The organism is Pseudomonas sp. USTB-Z (assembly GCF_019691255.1).
GTDB classification, from domain to species: Bacteria; Pseudomonadota; Gammaproteobacteria; order Pseudomonadales; family Pseudomonadaceae; genus Aquipseudomonas; species Aquipseudomonas alloputida.
The window spans coordinates 13,409-38,544 of record NZ_JAECZP010000012.1 but is presented as its reverse complement, the minus strand read 5'-3'; the positions used below and the strand labels follow the sequence as shown (position 1 = coordinate 38,544).

The window sequence follows — 25,136 nt, the reverse complement described above, 5'->3', positions numbered from 1 at the left end:
GGTTCAGTTCCCCTCGTTCAGGCTGGCAGAGGTGGCCTCGCGGCCATCATCGGCGGCGGACAAAGGCCGTGCCGGCGTGCGTTTCTGGCCTGGGCCTCCCGGTGTGTGCTCGTCACCCTCGCCGGTCTGCGGCCCTTTGCGTACCAGGCGCATCATGTAGCCAAGGCCGGTGCCAAACAGGGCGAAGTACACCACCACGAACGCCACAAGGGTGAAGCCGAGCTGGGCGTAGCTGTGGTTGGAAACACCGTCCGCCGTGCGCATCAGGCCGTACACCACCCAGGGCTGGCGGCCAATTTCGGTGGTGAACCAGCCGGCCAGCAGCGCGACCAGCCCGGATGGGCCCATCCACAGGGCCACATGCAGGAACGGGCGTGAACTGTACAGCGTGCCGCGTTTGCGCAACCACAGGCTCCACAGGCCAACGAAGATCATCAGGAAACCAAGCCCGACCATGATCCGGAACGACCAGAACACAATGGTCGAATTAGGCCGGTCCTCAGGCGGGAACTCCTTCATCGCCGGCACCTGCTGGTCCAGGCTGTGAGTCAGGATCAGGCTGCCGAGCGCCGGGATCTCGATCTTGAACCGGGTAGTCTCGGCCTCCATGTCGGGAATGCCGAACAGGATCAGCGGCGTCGGCTCACCGGGCACGTTCTCCCAGTGGCCTTCGATCGCGGCAATTTTCACCGGCTGGTGCTTGAGGGTATTGAGGCCGTGGAAATCGCCGATCACTGCCTGAATCGGGGCGACGATCAGTGCCATCCACATGGCCATCGACAGCATCTTGCGCACGGCCGGGTTGTCACGCCCGCGCAGCAGGTGCCAGGCCGCCGAGGCACCGACGAAGAACGCGGTGGACACGAACGCGGCAGTGGCCATGTGCATCAGGCGGTAGGGGAAGGAGGGGTTGAACACCACCGCAAACCAGTCCACCGGCACCACCCGACCATCGATGATCTCGTGACCTTGCGGGGTTTGCATCCAGCTGTTCGAGGCGAGAATCCAGAAGGTCGAGACCAGCGTACCGAGCGCTACCATCACCGTGGAGAAGAAGTGCAGACCACGGCCGACGCGGTTCCAGCCAAACAGCATGACGCCCAGGAAGCCGGCTTCGAGGAAGAACGCAGTCAGTACTTCGTAGGTGAGCAGCGGGCCGGTGACGGCGCCGGCAAAGTCGGAGAAGCGGCTCCAGTTGGTGCCGAACTGGTAGGCCATGACCAGGCCGGAGACGACGCCCATGCCGAAGTTGACGGCGAAGATCTTTGACCAGAAGTGATAGAGGTCACGGTAGACCTGGTTGTGGGTCCGCAGCCATAGGCCTTCGAGGACTGCCAGGTAGCTGGCCAGGCCAATGGTGATGGCCGGGAACAGGATGTGGAACGACACGGTAAAGGCAAACTGCATTCGGGCGAGCTCTAAGGCCTCTATTCCGAACATGGTGCTTCCTCTTCAGATAATCCGGCGTCCGGGCTTGTGGCCTCAGTCGCCCACTGCCCCCACTGGGTCGAGTACGGCGTGTTGGAATTGTTCTGTTCGATCGCAGGGATTCCGGCCAGACGGCCATTTCATTGATCTGGAACGATTGACCCAGATCAATTAATGCTAGGAAGCATAGTCCCGAATGGCCCGGTGGGCCGTGTGGTGGATTGCCGCGTGACCTGTTGCCTCACCCTCTTTAATTAACAGTAGAAAAGTGCCGAACAGAGCAAACAGTAACCGTTTGTTACAAACAGGTGATACGCTGCGCACCCCCTCTACTGCGCCGAGGCCCCTGGTTTCCGATGTCCGATTCCGCACCGCAGTTGTTGCGTCACCATCGTCCTTTTTTGGCCTTCTGGCTGGCCCGCGTGTTCACCGCCAGCGGCTTCCAGATGCTCACCGTGGCCATCGGCTGGCACCTCTACCAATTGACCGGCAACGTCCTGGACCTGGGCCTGGTCGGCCTGGTCGAGTTCGCCCCACGGGTGCTGTTCATGCTGCACACCGGCCATGTCGCCGACCGCTATGACAGGCGCAAGGTCGCCGCCCTGTGCCAAAGCCTTCAGGGGCTGATTGCCCTGGCGCTGGCAGTGGGCAGTGCCACCGACAACGTCACCCGCGAACTGATCTTTGCCCTGGCCTTCCTGCTCGGCGCCACCCGCTCATTCGAAATGCCGGCAACCCAGGCGCTGCTGCCCAACGTGGTACCGGCCGGGCTGTTCCCGCGGGCAGTGGCGGCGTCGGCCTCGGCCACCCAGTCGGCGACCATCGTGGCGCCGGCGGTGGGCGGCTTTCTGTATGCCTTTGGCAGCATGTGGGTGTATGGCCCGACGGTGGCCCTGTACGCCATTGCCTGCGTGCTGACCCTGAGCCTGCAGGCGCACGGCCAGGTCGCCCAGCGCGGACGCGCCAGCATCGAATCGCTGCTGGCTGGCATCCGTTTCATTCGCAGCCGGCCCGACATCCTCGGCGCCATCTCGCTGGACCTGTTCGCCGTATTGTTGGGCGGGGCCACCGCGTTGCTGCCGGTATTTGCCAAAGACATCCTGCTGACCGGTCCGATGGGGCTTGGCCTGTTGCGCTCGGCGCCAGCGGTGGGGGCGTTGCTGATGTCGCTCTGGCTGGCGCGCTTCCCGTTCCAGCGCAACGTCGGGCGGACGATGTTCACTGCGGTCGGCGTGTTCGGCGTGGCGACCATCGCCTTCGGCCTGTCGACCTCGTTCTGGTTCTCGCTGGCGGTACTGGTGGTACTGGGTGCGGCAGACATGATCAGCATGGTCATTCGCAGCTCGTTCGTGCAGCTGGAGACACCGGATGAAATGCGTGGGCGGGTGAGCGCAGTGAACGGCTTGTTCATCGGTGCCTCGAACCAGCTCGGTGAGTTCGAATCGGGGGTGACCGCGCACTGGTTTGGTACAGTGCCGGCGGTAGTGCTGGGCGGGGTGGGCACTTTGGTGGTGACCGGGGTGTGGATAAAACTGTTCCCTACCCTGGCCAAGCGGGATCGGTTGCATAACGGGTGATGCGTCACCCGTGCCGGCCTGTTCGCGGGCAAGCCCGCGCCTGCAGGGGACGTTACCCGCGCAGGGCCAGAAAAACCCATTCCCCAACGGCCATAGGCCCCCGCCATGCATGCTGGTATCATGCGCGGCTTTTTTCCTCCCCACACAAAACCACAGCATCCGGTACGGTCTGTGCTTTGCTGATGGGGTCGATACATTCATGGCGCCGGGGGCGCCTTGGGGAGCGGGCATGCTGGAAAGGCTGTTTCAACTAAGAGCACACAACACCAACGTGCGCACCGAGATTCTCGCGGGCGTCACCACCTTCCTGGCCATGGCCTACATCCTGTTCGTCAACCCGAGCATCCTCGGCGAGACCGGCATGGACAAGGGCGCGATCTTCGTCGCCACCTGCCTGGCAGCGGCCATCGGCTCCGCCACCATGGGCCTGATTGCCAACTACCCGATCGCCCTGGCACCGGGCATGGGCCTGAACGCATTCTTCACCTACACCGTGGTGCTGCACATGGGCCACACCTGGCAGGTGGCACTGGGAGCCGTGTTCCTGTCGGCGGTGATGTTCTTCCTGCTGTCGATCTTCCGCATCCGCGAGTGGATCGTGAACAGCATCCCGCTGCCGCTGCGTTCGGCGATTGCCGCGGGGATCGGCCTGTTCCTGGCATTGATCGCCCTGCATAACGCCGGCATCGTCGTCGATAACCCAGCCACTTTGGTGGGCATGGGCGACCTCAAGCAGCCGTCGGTGATTCTCGCCACACTGGGCTTCTTCCTGATCGTCGGCCTTGAGTCGCTGAAAGTGCGCGGCGCGGTGCTGATCGGTATCCTGGCCGTCACCGTCGCGTCGATCGCCATGGGCGTCACGCCGTTCGGCGGGATCGTGTCGATGCCACCTTCGCTGGCACCCACCTTCCTGCAGCTGGACATCGCCGGTGCCCTCGATGTGGGCCTGATCAGCGTGATTTTCGCGTTCCTGTTCGTCGACCTGTTCGACAATTCCGGCACCCTGATCGCCGTGGCCAAGCGCGCCGGCCTGATGGGCAAGGACGGCCACATGCCGAAGATGGGCCGCGCCCTTATCGCCGACAGCACCGCCGCCATGGCCGGCTCCCTGCTGGGCACCTCGACCACCACCAGCTATATCGAGTCCGCTGCGGGTGTGAGCGCCGGTGGCCGCACCGGCCTGACGGCCATCGTGGTTGCCGTGCTGTTCCTGCTGGCGCTGTTCTTCGCCCCCCTGGCCGGCAGCGTGCCGGCGTTCGCCACCGCTCCGGCGCTGCTGTTCGTCGCGGTGCTGATGGCCTCGGGCCTGGCGGAAATAAACTGGGACGACGTCACCGAAGCCGCACCGGTGGTGGTAACTGCCTTGGCCATGCCGCTGACGTACTCGATCGCCAATGGTATCGCCTTCGGCTTCATCGCCTGGACCGCCGTCAAACTGATTTCCGGCCGCCGTCGCGACCTGAACCCGGCCCTGGTGATCCTTTCCATCCTGTTCGTCATCAAGCTAGGCTGGTTCAACGCATGAGTGCTGCTTTCGACCCCTCCTCCTACGCCACCCAACTGGACGCCAAGGTGGCCCGGCTGCGCGAGCTGCTGGCGCCATTCGGCGCGCCGGAACCGGCTGTTTTCGACTCACCGCGCGAGCATTACCGCCTGCGCGCCGAGTTCCGTCTGTGGCGCGAGGATGGCCAGCGCCACTACGCCATGTTCGCCCCAGGCGAGAAGCACAAAGCAATCCTGATCGACGATTTCCCCATTGCCAGCGAACGCATCAACGCGTTGATGCCACGCCTGAAGGCAGCCTGGCAGGCCAGCGAAGAACTGGGCAACCGCCTGTTCCAGGTGGAGTTCCTCACCACCCTGGCTGGCGATGCGATGATCACGATGTGCTATCACCGCCCGCTGGACGAGGCCTGGGAAGTGGAAGCACGGCAACTGGCTGAAGCGCTGGGGGTGAGCGTCATCGGCCGTTCCAAGGGCAAGCGCCTGGTTATCGGCCGCGACTACGCGGTGGAAAAACTCGATGTGGCTGGCCGCGTGTTCAGTTACCGCCAGCCGGAGGGTGCGTTCACTCAGCCCAACGGCGCAGTGAACCAGAAGATGCTCAGCTGGGCCTTCGAGGCCATGGGCGATCGTGAGGATGACTTGCTGGAATTGTATTGCGGCAACGGCAACTTCACCCTGCCGCTGGCCACGCGTGTACGCCAGGTGCTGGCCACCGAAATCAGCAAGACGTCGGTCAATGCCGCACTGAGCAACCTTGACGAAAACGCTGTGGATAACGTGCGGCTGGTACGCTTGTCGGCAGAGGAGCTGACCCAGGCACTGAATGAGGTGCGGCCGTTCCGTCGCCTGGAAGGCATCGACCTGAAGAGTTATCAGTTCGGTACCGTGTTCGTCGACCCACCGCGGGCAGGGATGGACCCGGATACCTGCGAGCTGACCCGGCGTTTCGAACGCATCCTGTACATCTCGTGCAACCCGGAAACGCTGGCAGCGAACATCGCCCAGTTGCAGGACACCCACCGCATCGAGCGCTGTGCATTGTTTGACCAGTTCCCGTACACCCACCATATGGAGAGTGGGGTTCTGCTGGTTCGGCGCTGATCGTTGTATTGCCGGGGCTGCTTTGCAGCCCATTCGCGGGCAAGCCCGCTCCTACATTGATCGGCGTACAGCCCATTGCTCAGCGTACAGCCGATTGCTCGGTGCACAGCCATTGCTCGGCATACGCAGATCGTTGTAGGAGCGGGCTTGCCCGCGAATGGGCCGCAGAGCGGCCCCAAGCTTCACCTCAGAAGTCGAAGAAGACGGTCTCCCCTTCCCCCTGAATACGGATATCAAAGCGGTACGCCGTCTTCCCATCCACTTCGCAACGCTTGGCAATCAAGGTTTCACGCCGCTGCGGCTGCTCGATCAGGTTGAGCACCGGGCACTTGGCATTGGCCTGGGCCTCATCATCGAAATACAGGCGCGTGTGCAGGTGGATGTTGATGCCACGGGCAAACAGGCTGATGTTGATGTGCGGCGCCATCGGCACGCCCGCAGCGTTGTTCACCACACCCGGCTTGACCGTGTGCAGCGTCCACTCACCGGCATCGAAGGTCGTGGCGGTGCGGCCGAAGCTGTTGAAGGCGTTTTCCAGGTTGTAGGCATCCTGGTACTCGCCGTTAGCGTCGGCCTGCCACACTTCCAGGAACGAGTCGCGCACCAGGTGGCCGTTACCGTCATACACCTGGCCGAGCAGCAGAATGTGCTCGCCTGGTGCGTCTGGCTTGGCCAGGCGGTTCCAGATTTCCTGATCGCGGGTCGGGTTGCCGGCCGCTTCCAGGGCCAGGCCGATGTGCACATAGGGGCCGGCAGTCTGCGAAGGGGTTTCCGGCAGCAGTTCGATTGGCATGGCGGGGTCCTCAGCAGTTTTCGAAGTGGGTCTTGCGCTGGCCGCGCAGCACGATGTCGAAGCGGTAGGCCAGGCAGTCCATCGGGTTGGCGTTGCTCATGTCGAGCTTGGCGATCAACTGCTGCACGGCTTGCGGGTTGGCGATCGACTTGACGATCGGGCACATCGGGATCAGCGGGTCACCTTCGAAGTACAGCTGGGTGATCAACTTGGTGGCGATCGATGGGCCGCTGATGGCGAAGTGGATATGCGCCGGGCGCCAGTCGTTCGGGCCGTTGCGCCATGGGTACGGGCCCGGCTTGATGGTGCGGAAGCTGTAGTAGCCGTCGCGGTCGGTCAGGCACCGGCCAACACCACCAAAGTTCGGGTCCAGCGGCGCCAGGTAGCGGTCGTTCTTGTGGCGATAGCGGCCGCCGGCGTTGGCTTGCCACATCTCTACCAGAGTGTTCGGCACAGGCTTGCCGTACTGATCGACGACACGGCCGGCGACGATGATGCGCTCGCCAATGGGCAGGCCACCATTATTGAAGTTCAGCAGCAGGTCATGGTCGTGGGCGCCGAAGCCCAGGTGGGAAAAGTCCGGACCAGTGGTTTCGCTGATCGACTGCGGAATGCTGACCAGTGCCTGGCGCGGCGAGCGGGCAACGGAGGTCTTGTAGTCAGGCGTAAGGGCTTTAGGGTGCCAGTTGCGATCACGGATCACGAAGCGGCTGTTGTCCTGGGCGGGCATGCCGGTTTCCTCTCTTGGAATTATGAGAACGCCTGAGTGTGGCAGGCGGACTTACAGTTTCCGGCAGGTCGCGGGCGATGAACATTGAAATCGACCCCTTGATACATAACCAAATGGTTATGGATAAACGCCTCGGCCTGACAGGTTCCACCTTCGTGAACTAATCTTTGTCTTCTTGTTTCACGCTCGGAGAGCATTCATGGAATGGCGAAAAGGCCGACGCAGCGACAACGTGGTCGATGCCCGAGGCGAAGGTGGCGGCGGCGGCATGCGTTTCGGCGGCGGCAAGGGGCTGGGGCTTGGGGCAATCCTGCTGATCGTCGGCATCGGCTGGCTCACCGGGCAGGACCCGTTGCAGATTCTTGGCCAGCTTGCCGGCCAGATGGAGCAACAACAACAGCAGACGGCGCCCAGTGGTGCGGGCGGCAAGGCGCCACCGGCCAACGACCAGCAAGCCGAGTTCGTCGCCTCGGTTCTGGGTGACACCGAAGACACCTGGAAAGCCCTGTTCGCCGAGGCCGGCAAACAATACCGTGACCCCAAACTGGTCCTGTTCAGCGGCCAGGTCAATTCGGCCTGCGGATTTGCCTCGGCAGCGGTTGGGCCGTTCTATTGCCCGGCGGACCAGCGGGTGTACCTGGACATGTCGTTCTTCCGTGAAATGGAAACCCGCTTCGCTGCAGCTGGCGACTTCGCCCAGGCCTACGTGATCGCCCATGAAATCGGTCACCATGTGCAGACACTGCTGGGCGTCTCGGCCAAGGTCGACGCCGCACGACGCGCTGGCCAGCGCATGGAGGGCGACAACGGCCTGTTGGTGCGCCAGGAGTTGCAGGCCGACTGTCTGGCCGGGGTATGGGCCTACCAGGCGCAGAAACGCCTGAACTGGCTGGAGCCAGGCGATGTCGAGGAAGCGCTGAATGCGGCCAATGCAATCGGCGACGACCGCCTGCAGCAGCAAAGCCGCGGGCGCGTAGTGCCAGACTCGTTCACCCACGGTACCTCGGCGCAGCGGGTGCGCTGGTTCAAGGCCGGGTTTGCCGAAGGTGAAGTGAACCGCTGCGACACCTTCAGTGCACGCACCCTCTGATACGCGGTGCAACAGGGACCGAGTGAGACCGCTTGCTGACATTTTGCTGAAAAAGCGTTTCAGCTTCCCCAATCATGGCCGATAACCCCTGCACGAATCAGCGGGCATCCAGAACAAAAACGCCTGGCGATCGAAGATCAAGAGAGCGAAATCAACTTCTGGAGAGCGTGCATGAACAGCTGGTTCGCCAACATCAGCGTCAACCTTAAACTCGGCCTGGGCTTCGGCCTGGTGCTGGTTCTCACTGGCCTGCTAGCCCTCACCGGCTGGACCAGCCTGGGCAGCCTGATCGACCGTAGCAACTGGATGGGCGATATTGGCCAGCTGAACAAGGACCTCACCGATCTGCGCATTGCGCGCCTGCAGTACATGATCGCCAACGGCGACGATACCGCCGCCGCCAACACCCTGGCCAAGCTGGACGCATTCAGCAAGCAGCAGGCCTACCTGGCCACCACCTTCAAAAGCCCGGAGAACGTCAAGCTGCTGGGTGAGCTGGGCGATACCATCAGTGCCTACAAGCTGTCGCTGAACAAGATGCGCCAGGGCTACGACGCCACCCGCGCAGCGCGCGTTTCCATGGACAGCTCGGCCATTCGCGCCGACCAGGCCATGGATGCGCTCAGCCAGGAGGTGATGGCTCGCCCCGAGGCTGACAGCGTGCGCCTGGCCCAGTACCAGCTGATCAGCAAGGCCCGCCAGCAGCTGCTGCAGGTACGCATCGATGTGCGTGGCTACATCGCCGAGAACAGCAGCGCCAACGAGCAGGCCGCCTTGCGCCAGCTGGATGCAGCACTGGCCGATACCGACAATCTCAAGCGCCAGCTGCCCAGCGCAGATACGCGCCTGCAACAGTTCGAAAACGCGGTACTGGCCTATCGTGACGCCGTACGCCAGTTCCGCGACGCGGTTGCCAACATCACCACCTCGCGCGCCGAAATGACCGTGCAGGGCGCCGACATCGTCAAGCGCAGTGACGCGCTGTACCAGATCCAGCTAGAGCGCCGTGACATCGAGAGTACCCAGGCCCGCAGCCTGCAGGCCATCGCCACACTGCTGGCGCTGCTGGTCGGCGTACTGGCGGCGGTGCTGATCACCCGCCAGATCACCCGCCCGTTGCAAGACACCCTGGTGGCCGTGGAAAAAATCGCCAGTGGCGACCTTACCCAGCACATGCGCGTCACCCGCCGTGACGAACTGGGCGTGCTGCAGCAAGGCATCGCGCGCATGGGCACCACCCTGCGCGAGCTGATCAGCGGCATCCGCGATGGCGTCACCCAGATTGCCAGCGCCGCCGAAGAGCTGTCGGCAGTCACCGAACAGACCAGCGCGGGCGCCAACAGCCAGAAAGTCGAGACCGACCAGGTGGCCACCGCCATGCACGAAATGGCCGCGACCGTTCAGGAAGTGGCGCGCAATGCCGAGCAGGCCTCACATGCAGCTACAGGTGCCGATGACGAAGCCCGTGCCGGCGACCGCGTGGTGGGCGAAGCGATTGGCCAGATCGAACGCCTGGCCGAAGACATGCACCGCTCCACCGAGGCCATGAACCTGCTGCAGCAGGAAAGCCAGAAAATTGGTAGCGTGATGGACGTGATCAAGTCGGTGGCCGAACAGACCAACCTGCTGGCGCTCAACGCAGCGATCGAGGCAGCGCGTGCCGGCGAGGCAGGCCGTGGCTTTGCCGTGGTTGCCGACGAAGTGCGCGGCCTGGCCCAGCGCACGCAGAAGTCTACCGAAGAGATCGAAGAGCTGATTGCCAGCCTGCAGCACGGTACCCAGCAAGTGGCGAATGCCATGCAGGGCAGCCGTACCCTGACCGACAGCAGCGTTGAACTGGCGCGAAAGGCCGGGTCATCGCTGGAGAGTATTACCAGTACGGTATCGAGCATCCAGTCGATGAACCAGCAGATTGCTGCGGCGGCAGAGCAGCAGAGTGCGGTGGCTGAAGAGATCAGCCGAAGCATCCTGAATGTGCGTGATGTGTCAGAGCAAACCGCAGCAGCCAGTGACGAGACGGCAGCGTCGAGTGTGGAGCTGGCGCGGTTGGGTGGGCAGTTGCAGACACTGGTCAGCCAGTTCCGCGTCTGACCTTTGGAACCTGGGGCCGCTTTGCGGCCCTTTCGCGACACAAGGCCCCAACGCAGGTCCTCGTGGGAGCGGCCTTGTGTCGCGATAGGAGGGCAAAGCCCTCCCGGCGTTCTGACAGGTACTACTTGACGATCATCCCTACCCCACGCCCACGTGGGTCGGAAGCGGTCTCAAGCTTCGCCCCATCGACGCGGATCGCCTGGATGTCGCCCATCTCCCAGCCCTGGTCCTCCAGCACATAGCCCATCTTCTTCAGCTCATCAGCTACCGGCCCGGTCAGTGGCGCATAGCTGTCGAAGTAAATGGTGTCCTTGGGCAGCAACTGATGGTGCACGCGCTGCGCCGCCACCGCCTTGTCCAGCGGCATGCCGTAGTCGTACAGGTTGTTCATCACCTGGAAGATCGAGGTAAAGATCCGTGAACCACCCGGGGTACCGATAACCAGCTCGACCTTGCCATCGCGGGTCATCAGGCTGGGACTCATCGACGACAGCATGCGCTTGCCTGGTTCGATCGCGTTGGCATCACCACCGACCACGCCAAAGGCGTTCGCCGCCCCCGGTTTGGCGCTGAAATCATCCATCTCGTCGTTGAGCAGGAAACCAGCGCCCTTCACCACCACACCACTGCCATAGTCGAGGTTGAGGGTGTAGGTATTGCTGACCGCGTTGCCCTGCTTGTCGACGATCGAGAAATGCGTGGTCTGGTGCGGTTCAAGGCCCGGCTTGACCTTGTCGGTGTCGGAAATGGCCTTCGGGTTGACTTGGGCTGCGCGCTTGGCCAGGTAATCCTTGGCCACCAGCTGGTCCACCGGCACCTTGGTGAAGGCCGGGTCGCCCAGGTAATCGGCGCGGTCGGCGAACACCCGCTTCTCGATCTCGGCCAGCAGGTGGATGTACTGCGCCGAGTTATGCGCCACACCTTTAAAGTCGGCCGCGCGGTCTTCCTTGATGCCCAGCAACTGGGCCAGCGCCACACCGCCTGAGCTCGGCGGTGGCGCGGTATACACCACATTGCCACGCCAGCTCACGGCCATCGGTTCACGCCATACCGCCTTGTAATCCTTGAGGTCATCTTTGGTAATCAGGCCTTTGTCAGCCTGCATCTGCGCCACCAGCAAATCGGCGGTCTTGCCTTGATAGAACTCGCTCACGCCCTTGTCGGCTATACGCTCCAGGGTCTGGGCCATTTCCGGCTGCTTGAACAGCTCGCCGACCTTCATGTTGCCGAAGTAATCGTTGAAGTTGGTCGCCGTCTTGAACATGCCTTGGGCATCGTTGCGGTACTGGTACTGCTTTTCCGCCACCTTGAAGCCATTTTTCGCATAGCCGATGGCCGGGGTCAGCAACTCGCTCCAGGGCAGCTTGCCGAACTTCTGGTGCGCCTCCCACAGGCCCATTACCGTACCGGGTACGCCTGCGGCGCGTGCCCCGACCAGGCTGAGGTTCTCGATGACCTCGCCCTTGTCGTCCAGGTACATGTTGCGCGTGGCGGCCTTGGGCGCGACTTCGCGGTAGTCGAGGAAGTAAGGCTTGCCATCGACAAACAGGGTCATGAAGCCGCCACCGCCGATATTACCGGCCTCTGGGTACGTCACCGCCAGGGTGAAGGCGGTCGCTACTGCCGCGTCCACCGCGTTGCCGCCCTTTTTCAGAATATCGGCGGCCACCTGTGCACCATATTGATCGGGGGCGGCCACCGCGCCGCCCTCCAGGGTGGCGGCGTAAACCGAGGAACAGCTCAGGATCGCGGCTGCGAGAGCCAGATACTGGAAAGGGACAATACGCATGACACTTCCTTGGTGTTGTTTTTGTTGAGCAGTCAGTAAGGCCGAAGCGCTTCGACTGTGCAATCAACCGTCGGAAGTTTCGCCGCCTGTGGACAGGATTTGTCGCGATCAGGCAACTCAGCAGGCGTACATCGCCAGCTTGCGCTGGATGAAATCCAGGAAGCACTGGATACGCAGTGCCAACTGGGTGTTGCGGTAATACACCGCGTGGATCGGCTGACGGTAGCCATTGTTGGCCTCGCTCAGCAGCACCTGCAGGCGCCCTGTGCGGATATCTTCGTGGGTCATGAAGTGCGACAGGCTGACGATGCCCTCCCCGGCCAACGCCAGCTGGCGCAGGGTTTCGCCGCTGGAAGCAACCAACGCCGGGCGGATGCTCCAGCGATCGCCCTGAGCGTGACGTAGCGGCCAATGATTGAGCGACTCCGGTTGGCTGAAGCCGAGCAGACTGTGGTTGGCCAGCTCCTCGACCTGCCGTGGCGTGCCGTGCTGCTCCAGGTAGGCCGGACTGGCCAGCACCTGCACCGGACTACAACCCAGGCTGCGCGCGTGCAGGCTGGAGTCGGCCAGCTCTCCGATGCGGATCGCCACATCAGTGCTCTGCTCCAGCAGGTCGATGATCAGGTCGTCGGTGTTGAGCTCCAGTTCGATGCCCGGGTACTGGCGGCGGAACTCGCCAATCCACGGCAGGATGGCATGCAGCATGAACGGCGCAGCGGCATTGATGCGCAATCGCCCGGTCGGGGTCTGGCGGTTCATCGACAGACGCTCTTCCATCTCGTCCATCTGCTGCAGGATCAGCCGCGAGCGCTCAAGAAAGTAGCGCCCCTCTTCGGTAAGGTCCATGCGCCGGGTGGTGCGGTTGACCAGCGTGGTGCCCAGCTTGCCCTCCAGGCGCGACAGGGTGCGGCTGACGGCAGACGGGGTCTGGCCCATCTGCTCGGCAGCAGCGGAAATCGAGCCGCAGTCGATGACGGCGACGAATACCTGGAGTTCTTCAGATCGGGTTTTCACATCAGGGCCTGTGGTTGGTCTGTGCAAGGATTAGATAACCGCTTGTCGAGGCCAAGTCCAGCGGCGCCTGAACGGGCCTCTTCGCGGGCTTGCCCGCTCCCACAAATACTGCAAAGTCCTTGAAACCTGCGTAATACCTGTGGGAGTGGGCAAGCCCGCGGCAAGGCCAGTCCAGGCAAAAAATTACTGTGCCTTGCCAAACACCTTGTCCAGATGGGCCTCATAAGCTGCCAACGCCGCCGGCACATCCGGGCGCTTCATCACATCCACAGCCAGGAAGGTCGGCAGGCCGGTCATACCCAGGAACTGGTTGGCCTTGTGGAACGGGAAGTACACGGCATCCACCCCCTTGCCTTCAAAGAAATCGCTGGGGTCATCGAACGCCTGCTGCGGCGCATTCCAGGTCAGCGACAACATGTATTGCTTGCCGTGCACCAAACCACCGCTGCCGTATTTCTGCGAGTGGTCCGAACGGGTACGGCCATCATTGGCATACAGGCTGCCGTGGCCGGCAGTGAACACGTCGTCGATGTACTTCTTGACGGTCCAAGGCGCGCCCATCCACCAGCCGGGCATCTGATAGATCACCACATCGGCCCAGAGGAATTTCTCTACCTCTTCCTGGGCATCGTAGCCGCCATCGATGAACGTCTGGCGCACATCGAAGCCGGCGCGGTCCAGGTGAGCGATAGCCGCTTCGTGCAAGGTCGCGTTGAGACGGCCTTCGGAGTGAGCGAACTGTTTACCACCATTGAGCAGAAGGATCTTTTTCATGCTGGCCTCCACGGCCGAGTCAAAAATTGATGCCGGCAGGTTAGAGGCTCGCGGGGGCGGGATACAGCGGTGACGGGGCAAAATACAATTGACCAGAAGTCACGAATGAGCAATACATTATTGCCGTAGAATAGCGTCACCCCCCATCACCGAGTAGCGCCCCATGAGTGAGCCGTTCGCCTTTATCCTCAAAGCCAAGACCCGCCCGGAAATGGCTGATGCGTTCGAAAACCTGTTCCGTCCCTACGTCGAGCCAAGCCGCCAGGAACCTGGCTGCATCGAATACCACATGCTGCGCGACCAGCAGGACCCGAGCCTGTTTGTGTTCTTCGAAGTGTGGGCCGACAAGGCCGCGCTGGACGTGCACTCGGCCCTCCCGCACATGGCTGCCTTCTTCGAAAAACGCATGGATTACCTGGAGCGCGATTTCGATATCCAGAGGGTCGACATGCTCAGCGCTTCGTCCGCTAGCCGTTGATCAGCAGATGGACGCCGAGTGCGGCCAACCCGATGAAAAAGCAACGCTTGAACAGCAGCGCGCTGATCCGCTGACGCAGCCACTGGCCCGCCAGCATGCCGAGCAAAGCCGGCGCCAGCATCAGCAGCGACGCCCCCAACGCCTGGCCCCCCAAGGCATCCTGCCCGGCCAGGCCTAGGGCCAAGGCCAGGGTCGACACCGTAAACGACAGGCCCAAGGCCTGGATCAACTGCTCGCGGCTCAAGCCCAGGCTCTGCAGGTAAGGTACCGCTGGCATCACGAACACTCCGGTCGACGCCGTGACCACACCCGTGACCAGCCCGCAAAGCGGTCCCAGCCAGCGCTCGTGTCCCGGGCCCACCTGCAGGCCCGGGCCGACCACCCCATACAACGCGTAGACCAGCAAGGCGGCCCCCAACGCGTGCCCAGCCCAGGGGCCACTGCTGATTCCCAGCCAGGCGCTACCCAGCAAGGTGCCGACAACGATCAATGCCAGCATTGGCCCCAGGCGGACCAACAACCCTCGCAGATGCCCGCCGCTGGCCAGCTGCCACAGGTTGGTGAGTGTCGAGGGCACGATCAACAACGCGGCAGCCTGCGCCGGTGGCATAGCCAGGCCCAACAGGCCCATGGCAATGGTGGGCAGGCCCAAGCCGATGACCCCCTTCACTGCGCCCGCCAGCAGGAAGGTCAGTACAACCAGCAACGACAGTGCCGGGCCAATGTTCTGGTAAAACGCGAGCAAGGTAGTCATGGGCCGATGATGCCGTGCCCCGGGCGACGTGAGAATCTGCCATATACTCAGCCAGCCTCTTGCCCGGACAGAGCCACATGCATTTCGACCTGATCGACCTCAAGCTGTTTCAGCACACCCTGGAGTGCGGCAACATCACCGCCGGCGCCGACCGCAGCCATCTGTCGCTGCCAGCGGCCAGTGCGCGCATCCGCGCCATGGAAGCATCGCTGGGCATTCCCTTGCTGGAACGTAACCGCCGTGGCGTACAACCAACGCCGGCTGGCCAAGCACTCTTGCAGCATGCACGGCTGATAACGCAGCAAGTCGAACGCCTGCAGTTCGACCTGGGCCTGTACGCGCAAGGCCAGCAAGGCCAGGTGCGCCTGCTGTGCAACACCGCAGCGCTGACCGAATACTTGCCCGAACTGCTGGCCAGCTATCTGGCTGAAAACCCTGGAGTCAGCGTGGATGTGCAAGAGCTGCCAAGTTTGCGCATCGTGCAGGCAATTACCCAAGGCATGGCCGACCTGGGCATCGTGTCCACAGCCGCCCCCAGCGAGCACCTGCAGACCCGGCCGTTTCGAGACGACCCGCTGGTGCTAGTGACGCCACAGGGCCACCCACTGGCCAGTGCGCTGGCGCCAAGTTTCGTCGACAGCCTGGCCCATGGCTATGTCGGCCTGGGGGCCGGCAGTGCACTGGGGTTGTACCTGGAAGAGCAAGCGCTGCACGAGGGGCAGCGCATGCAGGTTCGGGTACGAGCAGAGGGGTTTGATGGGGTGATCCGCATGGTCGCGGGCGGGGCCGGAATCGGGGTGGTGCCGCTGGCAGCGGTGCAGCGCTGGCAAGGGATGCTGCCGTTGCACTGGGTGGCGCTGCAGGAGCCATGGGCCAACCGCCGGCTGCTGGTGTGCGCGCGGGATTTCGCGGCATTACCAGGCTATGCCGCCGGACTGGTATCCACCCTTACCCACTGACAGCCTTCGCTGGCACGCCTGCTTCCACAAACGCGTTCGCGTACCGCTCGGACCGTGAAGGTATTGATACCCCCCTGGGGTATTCGTGAAAGGGTACGGCGACCTCCTACTTCAGATAAGAACGCAGCAACGCTGCCACCTTGTCTGCCTCGTCCTGCCGTTCCTCGGCACTCAGGCCGTCCGCCACGAGGTGATCGCGGATGTGCCCTTCCATCACCTCGGCCATCAGCCCGTTCACCGCGCCGCGCACGGCAGCGATCTGCTGGAGGATCGCCAGGCAGTCCTTGTCCTGCTCCAGCGCCGTCTCCAGGGCGGCGGCTTGGCCTTTGATCTTGCGCACCCGGGTCAACAGCTGCTTCTTGCTCTTCAGGGTATGTGCCATTGGGTTTCACGCCATGCTAGGTATACTGGGGTATAGTATTTTTCTCGATCTTCCGGGAGCATGATAAACCATGGCGACACAAACCTCAGACCGCTGGCAGCACAGCCACCAGTTCCACACCAGCAACCTGGGCGCTGAGCGCAAAACCCGCCTGGCGGTTTGGCTGACCGCAGTGATGATGGTGGCGGAGGTTGCCGGAGGCTGGTACTTCAACTCCATGGCGCTGCTGGCCGACGGCTGGCACATGAGCTCCCACGCCCTGGCACTTGGCCTGTCCTTGCTGGCCTACGCTGCCGCTCGGCGCTATGCAGGTGACCGGCGCTTTGCCTTCGGCACCTGGAAGATCGAAATTCTCGGCGGCTACTCCAGCGCATTGCTATTGCTGGGCGTGGCCGGACTGATGGCGTTCCAGTCGGTGGAACGGCTGTTGGTGCCGGGACAGATCCACTATGACGAGGCCATCTTGATTGCCGTGGCGGGCCTCGCCGTCAACCTCATCTGCGCCTGGCTGCTACGCGATGACCATCATCATGACCATCACCCTCACAGCCACGATCATCACCATCACCATCACCACCACCACCACGACCTGAACCTGCGCTCGGCCTACCTGCATGTGATGGCCGATGCCGCCACTTCGGTGCTGGCCATTGCAGCCTTGCTGGCCGGCAAGTTCTGGGGCGCCAGTTGGCTCGACCCAGCGATGGGCCTCGTCGGTGCGCTGCTGGTCGCGCTGTGGGCCCGTGGCCTGCTGCGCGATACCGGGCGAGTGTTACTGGACGCCGAGATGGACGCCCCGGTTGTGGCGGAAATCCGCGAAGTGGTCGCGCAATTGCCGGCGCCGGCCAGTATCACCGACCTGCATGTCTGGCGGGTGGGCAGGGACCAGTACGCCTGCATTCTTGGCCTGGCCACCCAGGCCACACTGAATGCCGACGGCGTGCGCCAGGCCCTGGCCGTGCACGAAGAGTTGGCGCACATCACTGTCGAGGTAAACCGCCTGCCATAGCGCGACCAGACACCTGGACGTCGAGCCCAGGCAACTGCTGCGCGGCCGTTGGGCCTATGGTGACCCGTCATTCAGCCAGTCACCAGGAGTTGTGCCATGTCCGATTTCATCACCGTCCTGCGCGAAACCTGCCCGACGCCGGTCGTGGACGCCACCAAGTGGAAGCGCATCGGCGGCGATCCGCACACCGTCAACCTCAATGCCTACCTGTCGGCCGACGGCAGCAAGATCATGGGCACCTGGATCTGCACCCCGGGCAAGTTCGAGGTCAACTACGATAAATGGGAGTTCTGCCACTTCCTCGATGGCTATTGCATCATCACCCCGGAAGGCGAAGAACCGAAACACCTGAAAGCAGGTGATGTGTTCGTGATCGAGCCAGGCATGAAAGGTACCTGGGAAGTGGTCGAGACTGTACGTAAGTATTTCGTCTTCGCCTAATTTGCAGGCGCGGGTTTAGCTGCGAATGCGGCGGTGAGGCATCTGCAGCATTCGCGGGTGAACCCGCGCCTACAACGGCCGCGCAATACCTGTGGGCGTGGACGAAAAAAATCGCGGAGCAGGCGCCCTTCCCTCTGGTGCGCAGTTACAGAGGGAAGGCCACCTGGCCCGCGATGAAGTCCACCTCTCGCATCACTCCTTCTTGCGATAACCCTCGACGATGGCCGAGAAGTCCTTGCCACCCTCGCCTCGCAGGCTCATGGCCTGGTACAACTGCTGGGCCACGGCACCTAGAATCACCGGTTGGTGTGCCTGGCGTGCCGCCTCGGTAGCCAGCCCGAGGTCCTTGAGCATGAGTTCGGCGCCAAAGCCACCGGTGTAGCCACGCGATGCCGGTGCGGTTTCGATGATGCCCGGCCACGGGTTGTAGGTATCCGAGCTCCAGCAGCGCCCGGTCGAACTATTGATGATGCCAGCCAGCACCTTGGTATCGATACCCAGCGCGTTCCCCAGGGCCATGGCCTCGGACACGCCGATCATCGAAATGCCTAGCAGCAGGTTATTGCAGATCTTGGCGATCTGGCCGGTACCGACTTCCCCGCAGTGCACGATGTTGCGGCCCATCTGCTCCAGTACCGGCTTGAGGCTGGCGAACAACTCGGTACTGGCGCCGACCATGAACGTCAGGGTGCCGGCCGCCGCGCCGCCAGTACCACCGGAAACCGGCGCATCCCCCATGTCCACACCCTTTGCCGCTGCGGCCTTGGACACATCACGTGCGGTCTGCGGGTCGATGGTGCTGCAGTCAACGGTCGGCGTGCCAGGGCGAATGCCGGCCAGTACGCCGTCCTCGCTCAAGTACACGCTGCGCACATGGGCTGCGGCCGGCAGCATGGTGATCACCAGCTCGCTGTTGGCCGCCGCGTCCTTGGGCGAGGGGCTGATCTGCCCGCCCAGTTCTGCCAGCTCGGCCAGCACGGCCTTGTTCAGGTCGAACAGGTTCAGCTGATGCCCGGCCTTGATCAGGTTGCGGGCCATGGGCGCGCCCATGTTGCCCAGGCCGATGAATGCGATACGCATGACGTACTCCTTAGCGCAGGCTAATGGTGGTGTTCACACCGTCGTTGACGCTGTCGTCATCGAACCAGCGAGCAGTGACGGTCTTGGTCTGAGTGTAGAACTGCACCACTTGCTTGCCGTACGGCCCGAGGTCACCGAGTTTGGAACCCCGCGAGCCGGTGAAGCTGAAGAACGGTACGGGTACCGGGATCGGGATGTTGATGCCGACCTGGCCAATATCGATTTCGCTCTGGAACTTGCGGGCCGCAGCGCCGCTCTGGGTGAACAGGCCGGTGCCGTTGCCGAACGGGTTGGCGTTGACCAGGGCGATGGCCTCGTCGAGCGTATCGACTTCCAGGGTCACCAGCACCGGGCCGAAGATTTCCTGGGTATACACCTGCATGTCGGTCTTCACGCCCGAGAACAGGGTTGGGCCGACGAAGTTGCCTTGCTCGTAGCCCGGCACCTTGACGTCACGGCCGTCAAGTTCCAGCTTGGCGCCTTCCTTGATACCGCTTTCGATCAGGCCCAGCACACGCTCCTTGGCCCGCTTGGATACCACCGGGCCAACGTCGGTGCCCGGCTCACAGCCAGCATTGACCTTGAGCTTGCTGGCAGCCTCCTTGATATCCGGCAACCATTCGCGGGCCTTGCCCACCAACACCGCCACCGAGGTCGCCATGCAGCGCTGGCCCGCCGCGCCAAAGGCAGCACCCACCAGCGCATTGATGGTTTGTGTGCGGTTGGCATCAGGCAACACCACCGCGTGGTTCTTGGCGCCCATCATTGACTGCACACGCTTGCCATGCTGGCTGCCAAGGTTGTAAACGTGCGTGCCGACTTCAGTAGAGCCCACGAAGGAAATCGCCTTGATGTCCTGGTGGGTGCAAATGGCATCCACCACCTGCTTGCCGCCGTGCACCACGTTCAGCACACCGGCCGGCACGCCGGCTTCCAGCGCCAGCTCGACCAGTAGCATGGTCGACAACGGGTCCTGCTCGGACGGTTTGAGCACAAACGTGTTGCCGCAGACAATGGCCATGGGGAACATCCACAGCGGGATCATTGCCGGGAAGTTGAACGGGGTGATGCCAGCGCATACGCCGATCGGCTGGCGCAGGGTGTAGGTATCGACACCGCCGGCGACGTTCTCGGCGAATTCGCCCATCTGCAGGGTACCAATGGACGCCGCGTGCTCGACCACTTCCAGGCCGCGGAAGATATCGCCTTCAGCGTCGGCCAGGGTCTTGCCCTGCTCGGCGCTGAGCACCTGGGCAATGCGTTTGGTGTGTTCGCGGATCAGCGCCTGCAGCTTGAGCATGATGCGCATGCGCGCGCCGATCGGGGTGTTACGCCATGTCTGGAAAGCGCGGTGAGCAGCGGCCACGGCTGCATCGACTTCCTCGACGGTGGCGAACGGTACGCGCGCCAGCACCTCTTGGGTGGCCGGGTTGACGATGTCACGCCATTCGGTGGTTTTGGACTCGACCCACTGGCCGTCGATCAGCAGCTTGACCTGCTCGACCTTGGTGCTGTTAGGGGATTGCGGTGCGTTCATCTGCGTTCTCCTTGGAATTGTTGTCGGGACGAGATCGCCAGCGCCGGGCAAACGCGGGGTGGCGTCCTGAGGCTTGTTTCGAGTATAGATGTGCAAACATCCAACAAGAACGCACAAAAAAACCGGATCATCATGCAAAAAGACCTCACATCCCTGAGCGCGCTCAACTGGGACGATTTGAAGTTCTTCCTCGAAGTGGCTCGCACCCGCAAGGCCAGCAGTGCCGCCAAACGGCTGAGCGTGGACTACACCACCGTGTCGCGACGCATCAGCTCGCTGGAGGGTGCGCTGGGCACCTTGCTGTTCGAAAAGTCGCGCACCAACGGCTTTGTGCTGACCGCCGAGGGCCAGCGCCTGCTGGGCTATGCCGAATCGATCGAGAGCACACTCCACATGGCGTGCGAGCAGGTGTCCGGGTCGGGGGTGGCGTTGTCGGGCCATGTGCGCATGGGCTGCACGGAGGGCTTTGGCAGCTTTTTCATCACGCCGCAGCTAAGCCACTTCGTCGACGCCTACCCGGCAATTTCGGTGGACATCCTGCCGCTGCCGCACTTCATCAGCCTGTCCAAGCGTGAAGCGGACATCGTCATCGCGCTGGAGCGGCCCGAGCACGGGCCTTATGTGTGCTGCAAGCTGTGCGATTACCGCCTGCGGCTGTATGCCACCCAGGGCTACCTGGACAGCCACGCGCCGATCCGCCAGGTGACGGACCTGGCCAAACACCCCTTCATCAGTTACGTGGATGACCTGGCGTTCAGCTCCGAGCTGCTGTACCTGGCCAACCTGATCCCCAACGCCAGCGCACATTTGCGCAGTACCAGCGTGATCGCGCAGTACACGGCAGCGCTGCAGGGGCGTGGGCTGGCAATATTGCCGTGCTTCCTCGCCGCGCAGGACCCGCGATTGGTCACGGTGTTGCCGGAGCAGATCGAGGTGACGCGGCAGTTCTGGATGTATTGCCGGGAGGATTTGCGCAAGTTGAAACGCATTACCCTGCTGTGGGATTACATCCGGGCGGTGACCGAGGCGAATGCGCCATTGTTGATGGGGCAAACCCGCGAGATGCGCTTTGCCCAGGCGTAGATCGACAAGGAGTAAGGGTGCCTCATCCTACCCAGGCAAGGGGGCTGTGGCAACGCCTTGTGACAGTGGTTGTGACAAGACTTGTGGCAGTTTTTTGAAACGATGTATTTCTTCCACGACGGGTTCAGGTCGGTGTCCAACACCTAGATTGGGGGTAGCGGACAGCCATTAGCCCCTAGGACCATGAGTACTGAAGGGCCACCACTCATGTGCAGGTCGAGTTCTCATCAAGGGCTGCAACAGCGGGAGCATTAGCCACTACTAGGTGCTGATAAGTAACTGAGGGACTTGCCCTGTCAGCAGCAGATACTGCTAATATGACATCACAGCAAAACCACAGAGTGAATGATTCTCAAAACCATAAAAACATACTCTTTGTTGCAGCTATCGCATACGAAAGATTATGACTAAAAGTGCTTTTCAGGAGAAATACACGTGGCATATCGAAATGGAAATTATTGCGCCTTTTATGTTTCTGAGCCTTTCAATCCAAGCGCATTAGGTGCTAATGCAACAAGAGACTTTGTTTACTACAACATGCTAAAGGCATGGAAGGCAGCGGATTCATCATTCCCCTTCAATGACTCGCACGCCAAAACTTATAGTGTTCGTGATGGTAGCAACTGGGAAACAACGCTGAAACCAAGATTGCGAGAGCGCCTGCAGTCTTCAAAAAATATTGTTCTCTTCCTTAGCAGCAAGACTTTTGAATCTAGAGCGGTCAAGGAAGAAATCGAGTACGGAATTAATAATCAGGGACTACCCGTTATTGTCATTTACCCTGAACACAACGAAAAGTCAGACTTGGTCGCTAATGGCGAAATCAAGACGGAAATAAAAAACCTATGGGATAAGCTTCCAACCTTCAAAGCACTGAAAATTAACGTCCCAGTACTGCACGTACCCATGAAGAAAGAGCTTATAAAAGCCGCACTAGCGGACAGTGAATTCACTCTTGCAGGAAAGATCAAGCCCGGAAACTACTGGTACACTGTCTAACTTTCCTAGCAACAACTGGACTCAGTGGTGGAAGTAGATGGCCAAGGTAAGTTTTACTGACAAAACCCTATGGGCGAGATTCAAAGAGCAAGTATCGTGGATTAGTACGATCTTCTCATTATTGCTGATATTTGTGAGCATTCCGGAGCAGTGTAAATGGCTTGCAGGACTTCTATTTCTGCTTGGCTTATTTGTATTTTACATCATCTGCTGGTTCGAAGCGAATCGCCTAAAAATAGTAGACCTCGACATCGAGGGCAGCACCGTCACAGTGAAAGCAGGAGACATATTTAAAGAGCAAGATTATAAAGTTATCGCATTCAATGAGTATTTTGACACTCAGGTGGATGATAAAATCATATCAAGCAAATCTCTAAACGGAATTTTCGTAAATGAGCATCTACCAGGGACGCTCGACGACCTCAATAAGTACTTAGAAGAATACCAATTCGAGAACAGCGACATAGGAGAGTTTAACGAGCTTAGACGCTCAGGAAAAAAGCAGAAGTATGAAATAGGTACAGTGTGTGTATACCAAGACTACATCCTAGCGGCATTTACTAAATTTGACGACAGAAACAGGGCCGAGCTAACAATGCCAGAATACTTGGCATTCCTCATTAAATTCTGGGATAAAATCAACAATGTTTATGCTCAAAAGAGTGTATCGGTCCCCGTGTTCGGCTCGGGAATTACGCGCATCAAAGAGCACAAAAACATCACAGATGAGGACTTGCTAAAAATAATGCTCTGGACCTTTAGGATTAGCGAAATGCGCTTCAAGTACCCAGCCAAACTAACCATCGTTGTCCACGAAAGCAAAATAGACAAAGTCAACCTATTGGACTTTAGAATGACCAAGAATGGCCTATAGTTCTGATCCAGCTTGAAATTTCAGACTCGTCACCAGTCAACAGTTCAGAAAACCTTAAATTCGAGCATGACCTTCCTCAATTGGGTGGAAGGTCAAATTCTGCTACTAAATCTAAATATAATTCCGCAATCGCTCAATTGCCGAATCTATTGCTCCGGCGTTGAGGTCGAGCGTCTGTAGGGCAAACATAATGTATCGGTACAGCTTGGCTACTATTTGTAAGCGATCCATGAACCCCACCTACCGCAAGGTGAGGCTATCAGAATGTACTGCCTGATGTACACCCAGATCGGCACTGGCACCCAGCGGGGGACTGCACACCAACATGAACGGCCGGGGCAGGTGCGATCATCATCAGCACGAGGTTTGAGGATGTTGTAACAACCTGCGATCAAAATTGATATTGGTAGAAAACCGTCAGGATGTAGCAGCACTGATGCGTTTTTATGGTCTATCGTGTGATGTTGGTTGCTGTGGCGACACAGACCAAAATCACTAAGGAGATTCTCATGGAGTGGCTAGCGGCACGCGAGGTTCATATCAGTGGGGGTATCAGGGTTCTAAGCTATGACAAGTCGTGTAATTTTCTCTATCCAGGCGACATGACTGGCGAAAAGAAAGCCATTGAAATTAACACCTACACCTCTATATTTTCAGACATTAGAAAACTCGGATTAGAGGTCGTAGGATGCGATTTCTTCACTGGACCACACGCACACGCACTGCCTGAGTGGCGCGTCAAACCGTCATTAGGCTCCGGCTGGCTCACTTGGGATCAAGGTAGAGATTGGTCCTTTATTGCAAATGGTGCTTTTAAGAAAAATGATAGCCAACTTTATGACATAGCTACACGTATCTCTCATCAGCTCAGGAGCTGTGAGTGGCGAGTCCGACAGCTATCAGAAGCGTATATGGATCAGCTGAACTCCAAATTGAAATCGGGAGATTTCAAGGATGAGCAACGGTTCCTTGACGGCTATACAGAGCTTTGCTATTTAGCAGCCCAAACTTTTCTGATTGATGCTTGCACTCTCCGAGATTATCTCATCGAATTCTACTGGTATGTTAAGTCTACAGGCTCAGCAAACATTACAAGTATTGGCGCTCTATGCAGCCACTGGAAAAAAAATCCTCCAACTGACCCACATGGGGTGGAAATTCAAGAAGTATCCTCTGGGGGAAACTGGCTGGACACTCTAGGTAGTTATAGGAATTTGATAATCCATGCAGCGCCATTAGCAAAAGCGGGAGCAACGCTTTATGCCATCACAGGGATCGCCAAACTGTCTGACGGACAGTCGTTGCCTTTCGTAAAGTTACCGCTGCCTTCTAACCCAGTAAAATTAAAAGCTGATCGTACGTCAGGTAAGCACTTTGACGACCCTTCACTCCGCCGGGCGCGCTTTCATAATATTATCGAGAAAGCAGATGCGGTTACAGCCCTAGACTCTTTGAGTTACGCTCATTCTTGCATGGAAAAATTAAGCATTTGGGCGGCCTCACTTGCCGAGTTGTCTCCAGTGGAGGCCGAGATGCCAGTTGTTGTCCCTATCCCAGGCTCATTCAAAATTAACAACCAAGGCCGCTTACCCTAGACTCACAGGATTGAAGGCAGGTATCGCGTCTTTCGAACTGCATAGCGCTATC

23 protein-coding genes are annotated in these 25,136 nt (G+C 60.3%); 13 read left to right on the top strand and 10 right to left on the bottom strand.

Annotated elements, in window-relative coordinates; all coding sequences use genetic code 11:
- Positions 1–3: 3 nt before the first annotated feature.
- The gene (locus I8746_RS15350; RefSeq protein WP_003251610.1) at positions 4–1,440 is read right to left on the bottom strand and encodes a cytochrome ubiquinol oxidase subunit I; all 1,437 of its coding nucleotides are present in this window, start codon (positions 1,438–1,440) and stop codon (positions 4–6) included.
- Positions 1,441–1,784: 344 nt separating this feature from the next.
- On the opposite strand from I8746_RS15350, the gene I8746_RS15345 reads away from it, so the two are divergent.
- From I8746_RS15345 to trmA, 3 genes are all read left to right on the top strand, one after another.
- The gene (locus I8746_RS15345; RefSeq protein ID WP_003251608.1) at positions 1,785–3,005 is read left to right on the top strand and encodes an MFS transporter; all 1,221 of its coding nucleotides are present in this window, start codon (positions 1,785–1,787) and stop codon (positions 3,003–3,005) included.
- Positions 3,006–3,234: 229 nt separating this feature from the next.
- Positions 3,235–4,530 carry an NCS2 family permease gene (locus tag I8746_RS15340; protein WP_003251606.1) on the top strand — a complete coding sequence of 432 codons (1,296 nt, stop codon included), beginning with the start codon at positions 3,235–3,237 and terminating at the stop codon, positions 4,528–4,530.
- Positions 4,527–5,612: a tRNA (uridine(54)-C5)-methyltransferase TrmA gene (gene trmA / locus I8746_RS15335; protein WP_012053711.1), complete on the top strand. Its 1,086-nt coding sequence runs from the start codon at positions 4,527–4,529 to the stop codon at positions 5,610–5,612. Before I8746_RS15340 ends, trmA begins: the two co-directional genes overlap by 4 nt.
- Before the next feature lie 187 nt (positions 5,613–5,799).
- Here the strand turns inward: trmA and pcaG are convergent, their stop codons facing one another.
- Both pcaG and pcaH read right to left on the bottom strand, forming a co-directional pair.
- Positions 5,800–6,405, bottom strand: a complete 606-nt coding sequence (pcaG, locus tag I8746_RS15330) for a protocatechuate 3,4-dioxygenase subunit alpha (protein WP_003251601.1) — start codon at positions 6,403–6,405, stop codon at positions 5,800–5,802.
- A 10-nt stretch (positions 6,406–6,415) separates the two neighbouring features.
- Positions 6,416–7,135: a protocatechuate 3,4-dioxygenase subunit beta gene (gene pcaH, locus I8746_RS15325; protein WP_009682255.1), complete on the bottom strand. Its 720-nt coding sequence runs from the start codon at positions 7,133–7,135 to the stop codon at positions 6,416–6,418.
- Between the two features lie 199 nt (positions 7,136–7,334).
- Here pcaH and I8746_RS15320 point away from each other — a divergent pair, with 199 nt between their 5' ends.
- Entirely contained in the window at positions 7,335–8,225 is an 891-nt protein-coding gene (locus I8746_RS15320) for a neutral zinc metallopeptidase (RefSeq protein ID WP_003251596.1), read from the top strand.
- 171 nt (positions 8,226–8,396) lie between these two features.
- Positions 8,397–10,316: a methyl-accepting chemotaxis protein gene (locus tag I8746_RS15315; RefSeq protein ID WP_012053712.1), complete on the top strand. Its 1,920-nt coding sequence runs from the start codon at positions 8,397–8,399 to the stop codon at positions 10,314–10,316.
- A gap of 121 nt (positions 10,317–10,437) precedes the next feature.
- On the opposite strand, the gene ggt is transcribed toward I8746_RS15315, so the two are convergent.
- The 3 genes from ggt to I8746_RS15300 all read right to left on the bottom strand — a co-directional run bounded on the left by ggt (position 10,438) and on the right by I8746_RS15300 (position 13,893).
- Positions 10,438–12,105, bottom strand: coding sequence for a gamma-glutamyltransferase (ggt, locus tag I8746_RS15310; protein ID WP_012053713.1), 1,668 nt, complete (start codon positions 12,103–12,105; stop codon positions 10,438–10,440).
- 117 nt (positions 12,106–12,222) lie between these two features.
- A complete protein-coding gene (locus I8746_RS15305; RefSeq protein WP_161775102.1) occupies positions 12,223–13,119 on the bottom strand; it encodes a LysR family transcriptional regulator in 897 nt (298 codons plus the stop codon).
- Positions 13,120–13,302: 183 nt separating this feature from the next.
- Positions 13,303–13,893, bottom strand: coding sequence for an NAD(P)H-dependent oxidoreductase (locus I8746_RS15300; RefSeq protein WP_012053714.1), 591 nt, complete (start codon positions 13,891–13,893; stop codon positions 13,303–13,305).
- A gap of 163 nt (positions 13,894–14,056) precedes the next feature.
- On the opposite strand from I8746_RS15300, the gene I8746_RS15295 reads away from it, so the two are divergent.
- Positions 14,057–14,371, top strand: coding sequence for a putative quinol monooxygenase (locus I8746_RS15295; protein ID WP_003251589.1), 315 nt, complete (start codon positions 14,057–14,059; stop codon positions 14,369–14,371).
- Here I8746_RS15295 and I8746_RS15290 read toward each other — a convergent pair.
- Positions 14,361–15,125 carry a sulfite exporter TauE/SafE family protein gene (locus tag I8746_RS15290; protein ID WP_003251587.1) on the bottom strand — a complete coding sequence of 255 codons (765 nt, stop codon included), beginning with the start codon at positions 15,123–15,125 and terminating at the stop codon, positions 14,361–14,363. The genes I8746_RS15295 and I8746_RS15290 overlap by 11 nt on opposite strands.
- Before the next feature lie 77 nt (positions 15,126–15,202).
- Here I8746_RS15290 and I8746_RS15285 point away from each other — a divergent pair, with 77 nt between their 5' ends.
- Positions 15,203–16,084, top strand: coding sequence for a LysR substrate-binding domain-containing protein (locus tag I8746_RS15285; protein ID WP_012053716.1), 882 nt, complete (start codon positions 15,203–15,205; stop codon positions 16,082–16,084).
- A gap of 106 nt (positions 16,085–16,190) precedes the next feature.
- Here I8746_RS15285 and I8746_RS15280 read toward each other — a convergent pair whose 3' ends face one another.
- Positions 16,191–16,466: a metal/formaldehyde-sensitive transcriptional repressor gene (locus tag I8746_RS15280; protein ID WP_003251584.1), complete on the bottom strand. Its 276-nt coding sequence runs from the start codon at positions 16,464–16,466 to the stop codon at positions 16,191–16,193.
- Positions 16,467–16,536: 70 nt separating this feature from the next.
- Here I8746_RS15280 and dmeF point away from each other — a divergent pair, with 70 nt between their 5' ends.
- On the top strand, positions 16,537–17,475 hold the full coding sequence (dmeF, locus tag I8746_RS15275) for a CDF family Co(II)/Ni(II) efflux transporter DmeF (protein WP_012053717.1): 939 nt from the start codon (positions 16,537–16,539) through the stop codon (positions 17,473–17,475).
- A 96-nt stretch (positions 17,476–17,571) separates the two neighbouring features.
- Entirely contained in the window at positions 17,572–17,916 is a 345-nt protein-coding gene (locus tag I8746_RS15270; RefSeq protein ID WP_003251579.1) for a cupin domain-containing protein, read from the top strand.
- A 192-nt stretch (positions 17,917–18,108) separates the two neighbouring features.
- On the opposite strand, the gene mmsB is transcribed toward I8746_RS15270, so the two are convergent.
- Both mmsB and I8746_RS15260 read right to left on the bottom strand, forming a co-directional pair.
- On the bottom strand, positions 18,109–18,996 hold the full coding sequence (mmsB, locus tag I8746_RS15265) for a 3-hydroxyisobutyrate dehydrogenase (protein WP_012053718.1): 888 nt from the start codon (positions 18,994–18,996) through the stop codon (positions 18,109–18,111).
- A 10-nt stretch (positions 18,997–19,006) separates the two neighbouring features.
- Positions 19,007–20,533 (bottom strand): CoA-acylating methylmalonate-semialdehyde dehydrogenase, encoded by a 1,527-nt coding sequence (locus I8746_RS15260; RefSeq protein ID WP_003251574.1) that lies wholly within the window; start codon positions 20,531–20,533, stop codon positions 19,007–19,009.
- Between the two features lie 132 nt (positions 20,534–20,665).
- Between I8746_RS15260 and I8746_RS15255 the strand changes: the two genes are divergently transcribed.
- The 4 genes from I8746_RS15255 (at position 20,666) to I8746_RS15240 (ending at position 25,084) form a co-directional block, all read left to right on the top strand.
- On the top strand, positions 20,666–21,616 hold the full coding sequence (locus I8746_RS15255; RefSeq protein ID WP_221100798.1) for a LysR family transcriptional regulator: 951 nt from the start codon (positions 20,666–20,668) through the stop codon (positions 21,614–21,616).
- 435 nt (positions 21,617–22,051) lie between these two features.
- Complete coding sequence (locus I8746_RS15250; protein ID WP_221100797.1) at positions 22,052–22,615, top strand: TIR domain-containing protein; 564 nt, start codon at positions 22,052–22,054, stop codon at positions 22,613–22,615.
- Between the two features lie 37 nt (positions 22,616–22,652).
- A complete protein-coding gene (locus I8746_RS15245) occupies positions 22,653–23,489 on the top strand; it encodes a macro domain-containing protein (protein ID WP_221100796.1) in 837 nt (278 codons plus the stop codon).
- A 509-nt stretch (positions 23,490–23,998) separates the two neighbouring features.
- Complete coding sequence (locus I8746_RS15240; RefSeq protein ID WP_221100795.1) at positions 23,999–25,084, top strand: hypothetical protein; 1,086 nt, start codon at positions 23,999–24,001, stop codon at positions 25,082–25,084.
- The last annotated feature ends 52 nt before the right edge of the window (positions 25,085–25,136 follow it).

Coding starts and splice junctions, on each gene's coding strand:
- I8746_RS15340 (WP_003251606.1), top strand. CDS start 3,235: ATGCTGGAAAGGCTGTTTCAACTAAGAGCACACAACACCAACGTGCGC.
- I8746_RS15260 (WP_003251574.1), bottom strand. CDS start 20,533: ATGAACGCACCGCAATCCCCTAACAGCACCAAGGTCGAGCAGGTCAAG.
- I8746_RS15245 (WP_221100796.1), top strand. CDS start 22,653: ATGGCCAAGGTAAGTTTTACTGACAAAACCCTATGGGCGAGATTCAAA.
- trmA (WP_012053711.1), top strand. CDS start 4,527: ATGAGTGCTGCTTTCGACCCCTCCTCCTACGCCACCCAACTGGACGCC.
- I8746_RS15240 (WP_221100795.1), top strand. CDS start 23,999: ATGGAGTGGCTAGCGGCACGCGAGGTTCATATCAGTGGGGGTATCAGG.
- I8746_RS15345 (WP_003251608.1), top strand. CDS start 1,785: ATGTCCGATTCCGCACCGCAGTTGTTGCGTCACCATCGTCCTTTTTTG.
- I8746_RS15315 (WP_012053712.1), top strand. CDS start 8,397: ATGAACAGCTGGTTCGCCAACATCAGCGTCAACCTTAAACTCGGCCTG.
- I8746_RS15255 (WP_221100798.1), top strand. CDS start 20,666: ATGCAAAAAGACCTCACATCCCTGAGCGCGCTCAACTGGGACGATTTG.
- pcaH (WP_009682255.1), bottom strand. CDS start 7,135: ATGCCCGCCCAGGACAACAGCCGCTTCGTGATCCGTGATCGCAACTGG.
- ggt (WP_012053713.1), bottom strand. CDS start 12,105: ATGCGTATTGTCCCTTTCCAGTATCTGGCTCTCGCAGCCGCGATCCTG.
- I8746_RS15270 (WP_003251579.1), top strand. CDS start 17,572: ATGTCCGATTTCATCACCGTCCTGCGCGAAACCTGCCCGACGCCGGTC.
- mmsB (WP_012053718.1), bottom strand. CDS start 18,996: ATGCGTATCGCATTCATCGGCCTGGGCAACATGGGCGCGCCCATGGCC.
- dmeF (WP_012053717.1), top strand. CDS start 16,537: ATGGCGACACAAACCTCAGACCGCTGGCAGCACAGCCACCAGTTCCAC.
- I8746_RS15320 (WP_003251596.1), top strand. CDS start 7,335: ATGGAATGGCGAAAAGGCCGACGCAGCGACAACGTGGTCGATGCCCGA.
- I8746_RS15350 (WP_003251610.1), bottom strand. CDS start 1,440: ATGTTCGGAATAGAGGCCTTAGAGCTCGCCCGAATGCAGTTTGCCTTT.
- I8746_RS15300 (WP_012053714.1), bottom strand. CDS start 13,893: ATGAAAAAGATCCTTCTGCTCAATGGTGGTAAACAGTTCGCTCACTCC.
- I8746_RS15295 (WP_003251589.1), top strand. CDS start 14,057: ATGAGTGAGCCGTTCGCCTTTATCCTCAAAGCCAAGACCCGCCCGGAA.
- I8746_RS15290 (WP_003251587.1), bottom strand. CDS start 15,125: ATGACTACCTTGCTCGCGTTTTACCAGAACATTGGCCCGGCACTGTCG.
- pcaG (WP_003251601.1), bottom strand. CDS start 6,405: ATGCCAATCGAACTGCTGCCGGAAACCCCTTCGCAGACTGCCGGCCCC.
- I8746_RS15285 (WP_012053716.1), top strand. CDS start 15,203: ATGCATTTCGACCTGATCGACCTCAAGCTGTTTCAGCACACCCTGGAG.
- I8746_RS15280 (WP_003251584.1), bottom strand. CDS start 16,466: ATGGCACATACCCTGAAGAGCAAGAAGCAGCTGTTGACCCGGGTGCGC.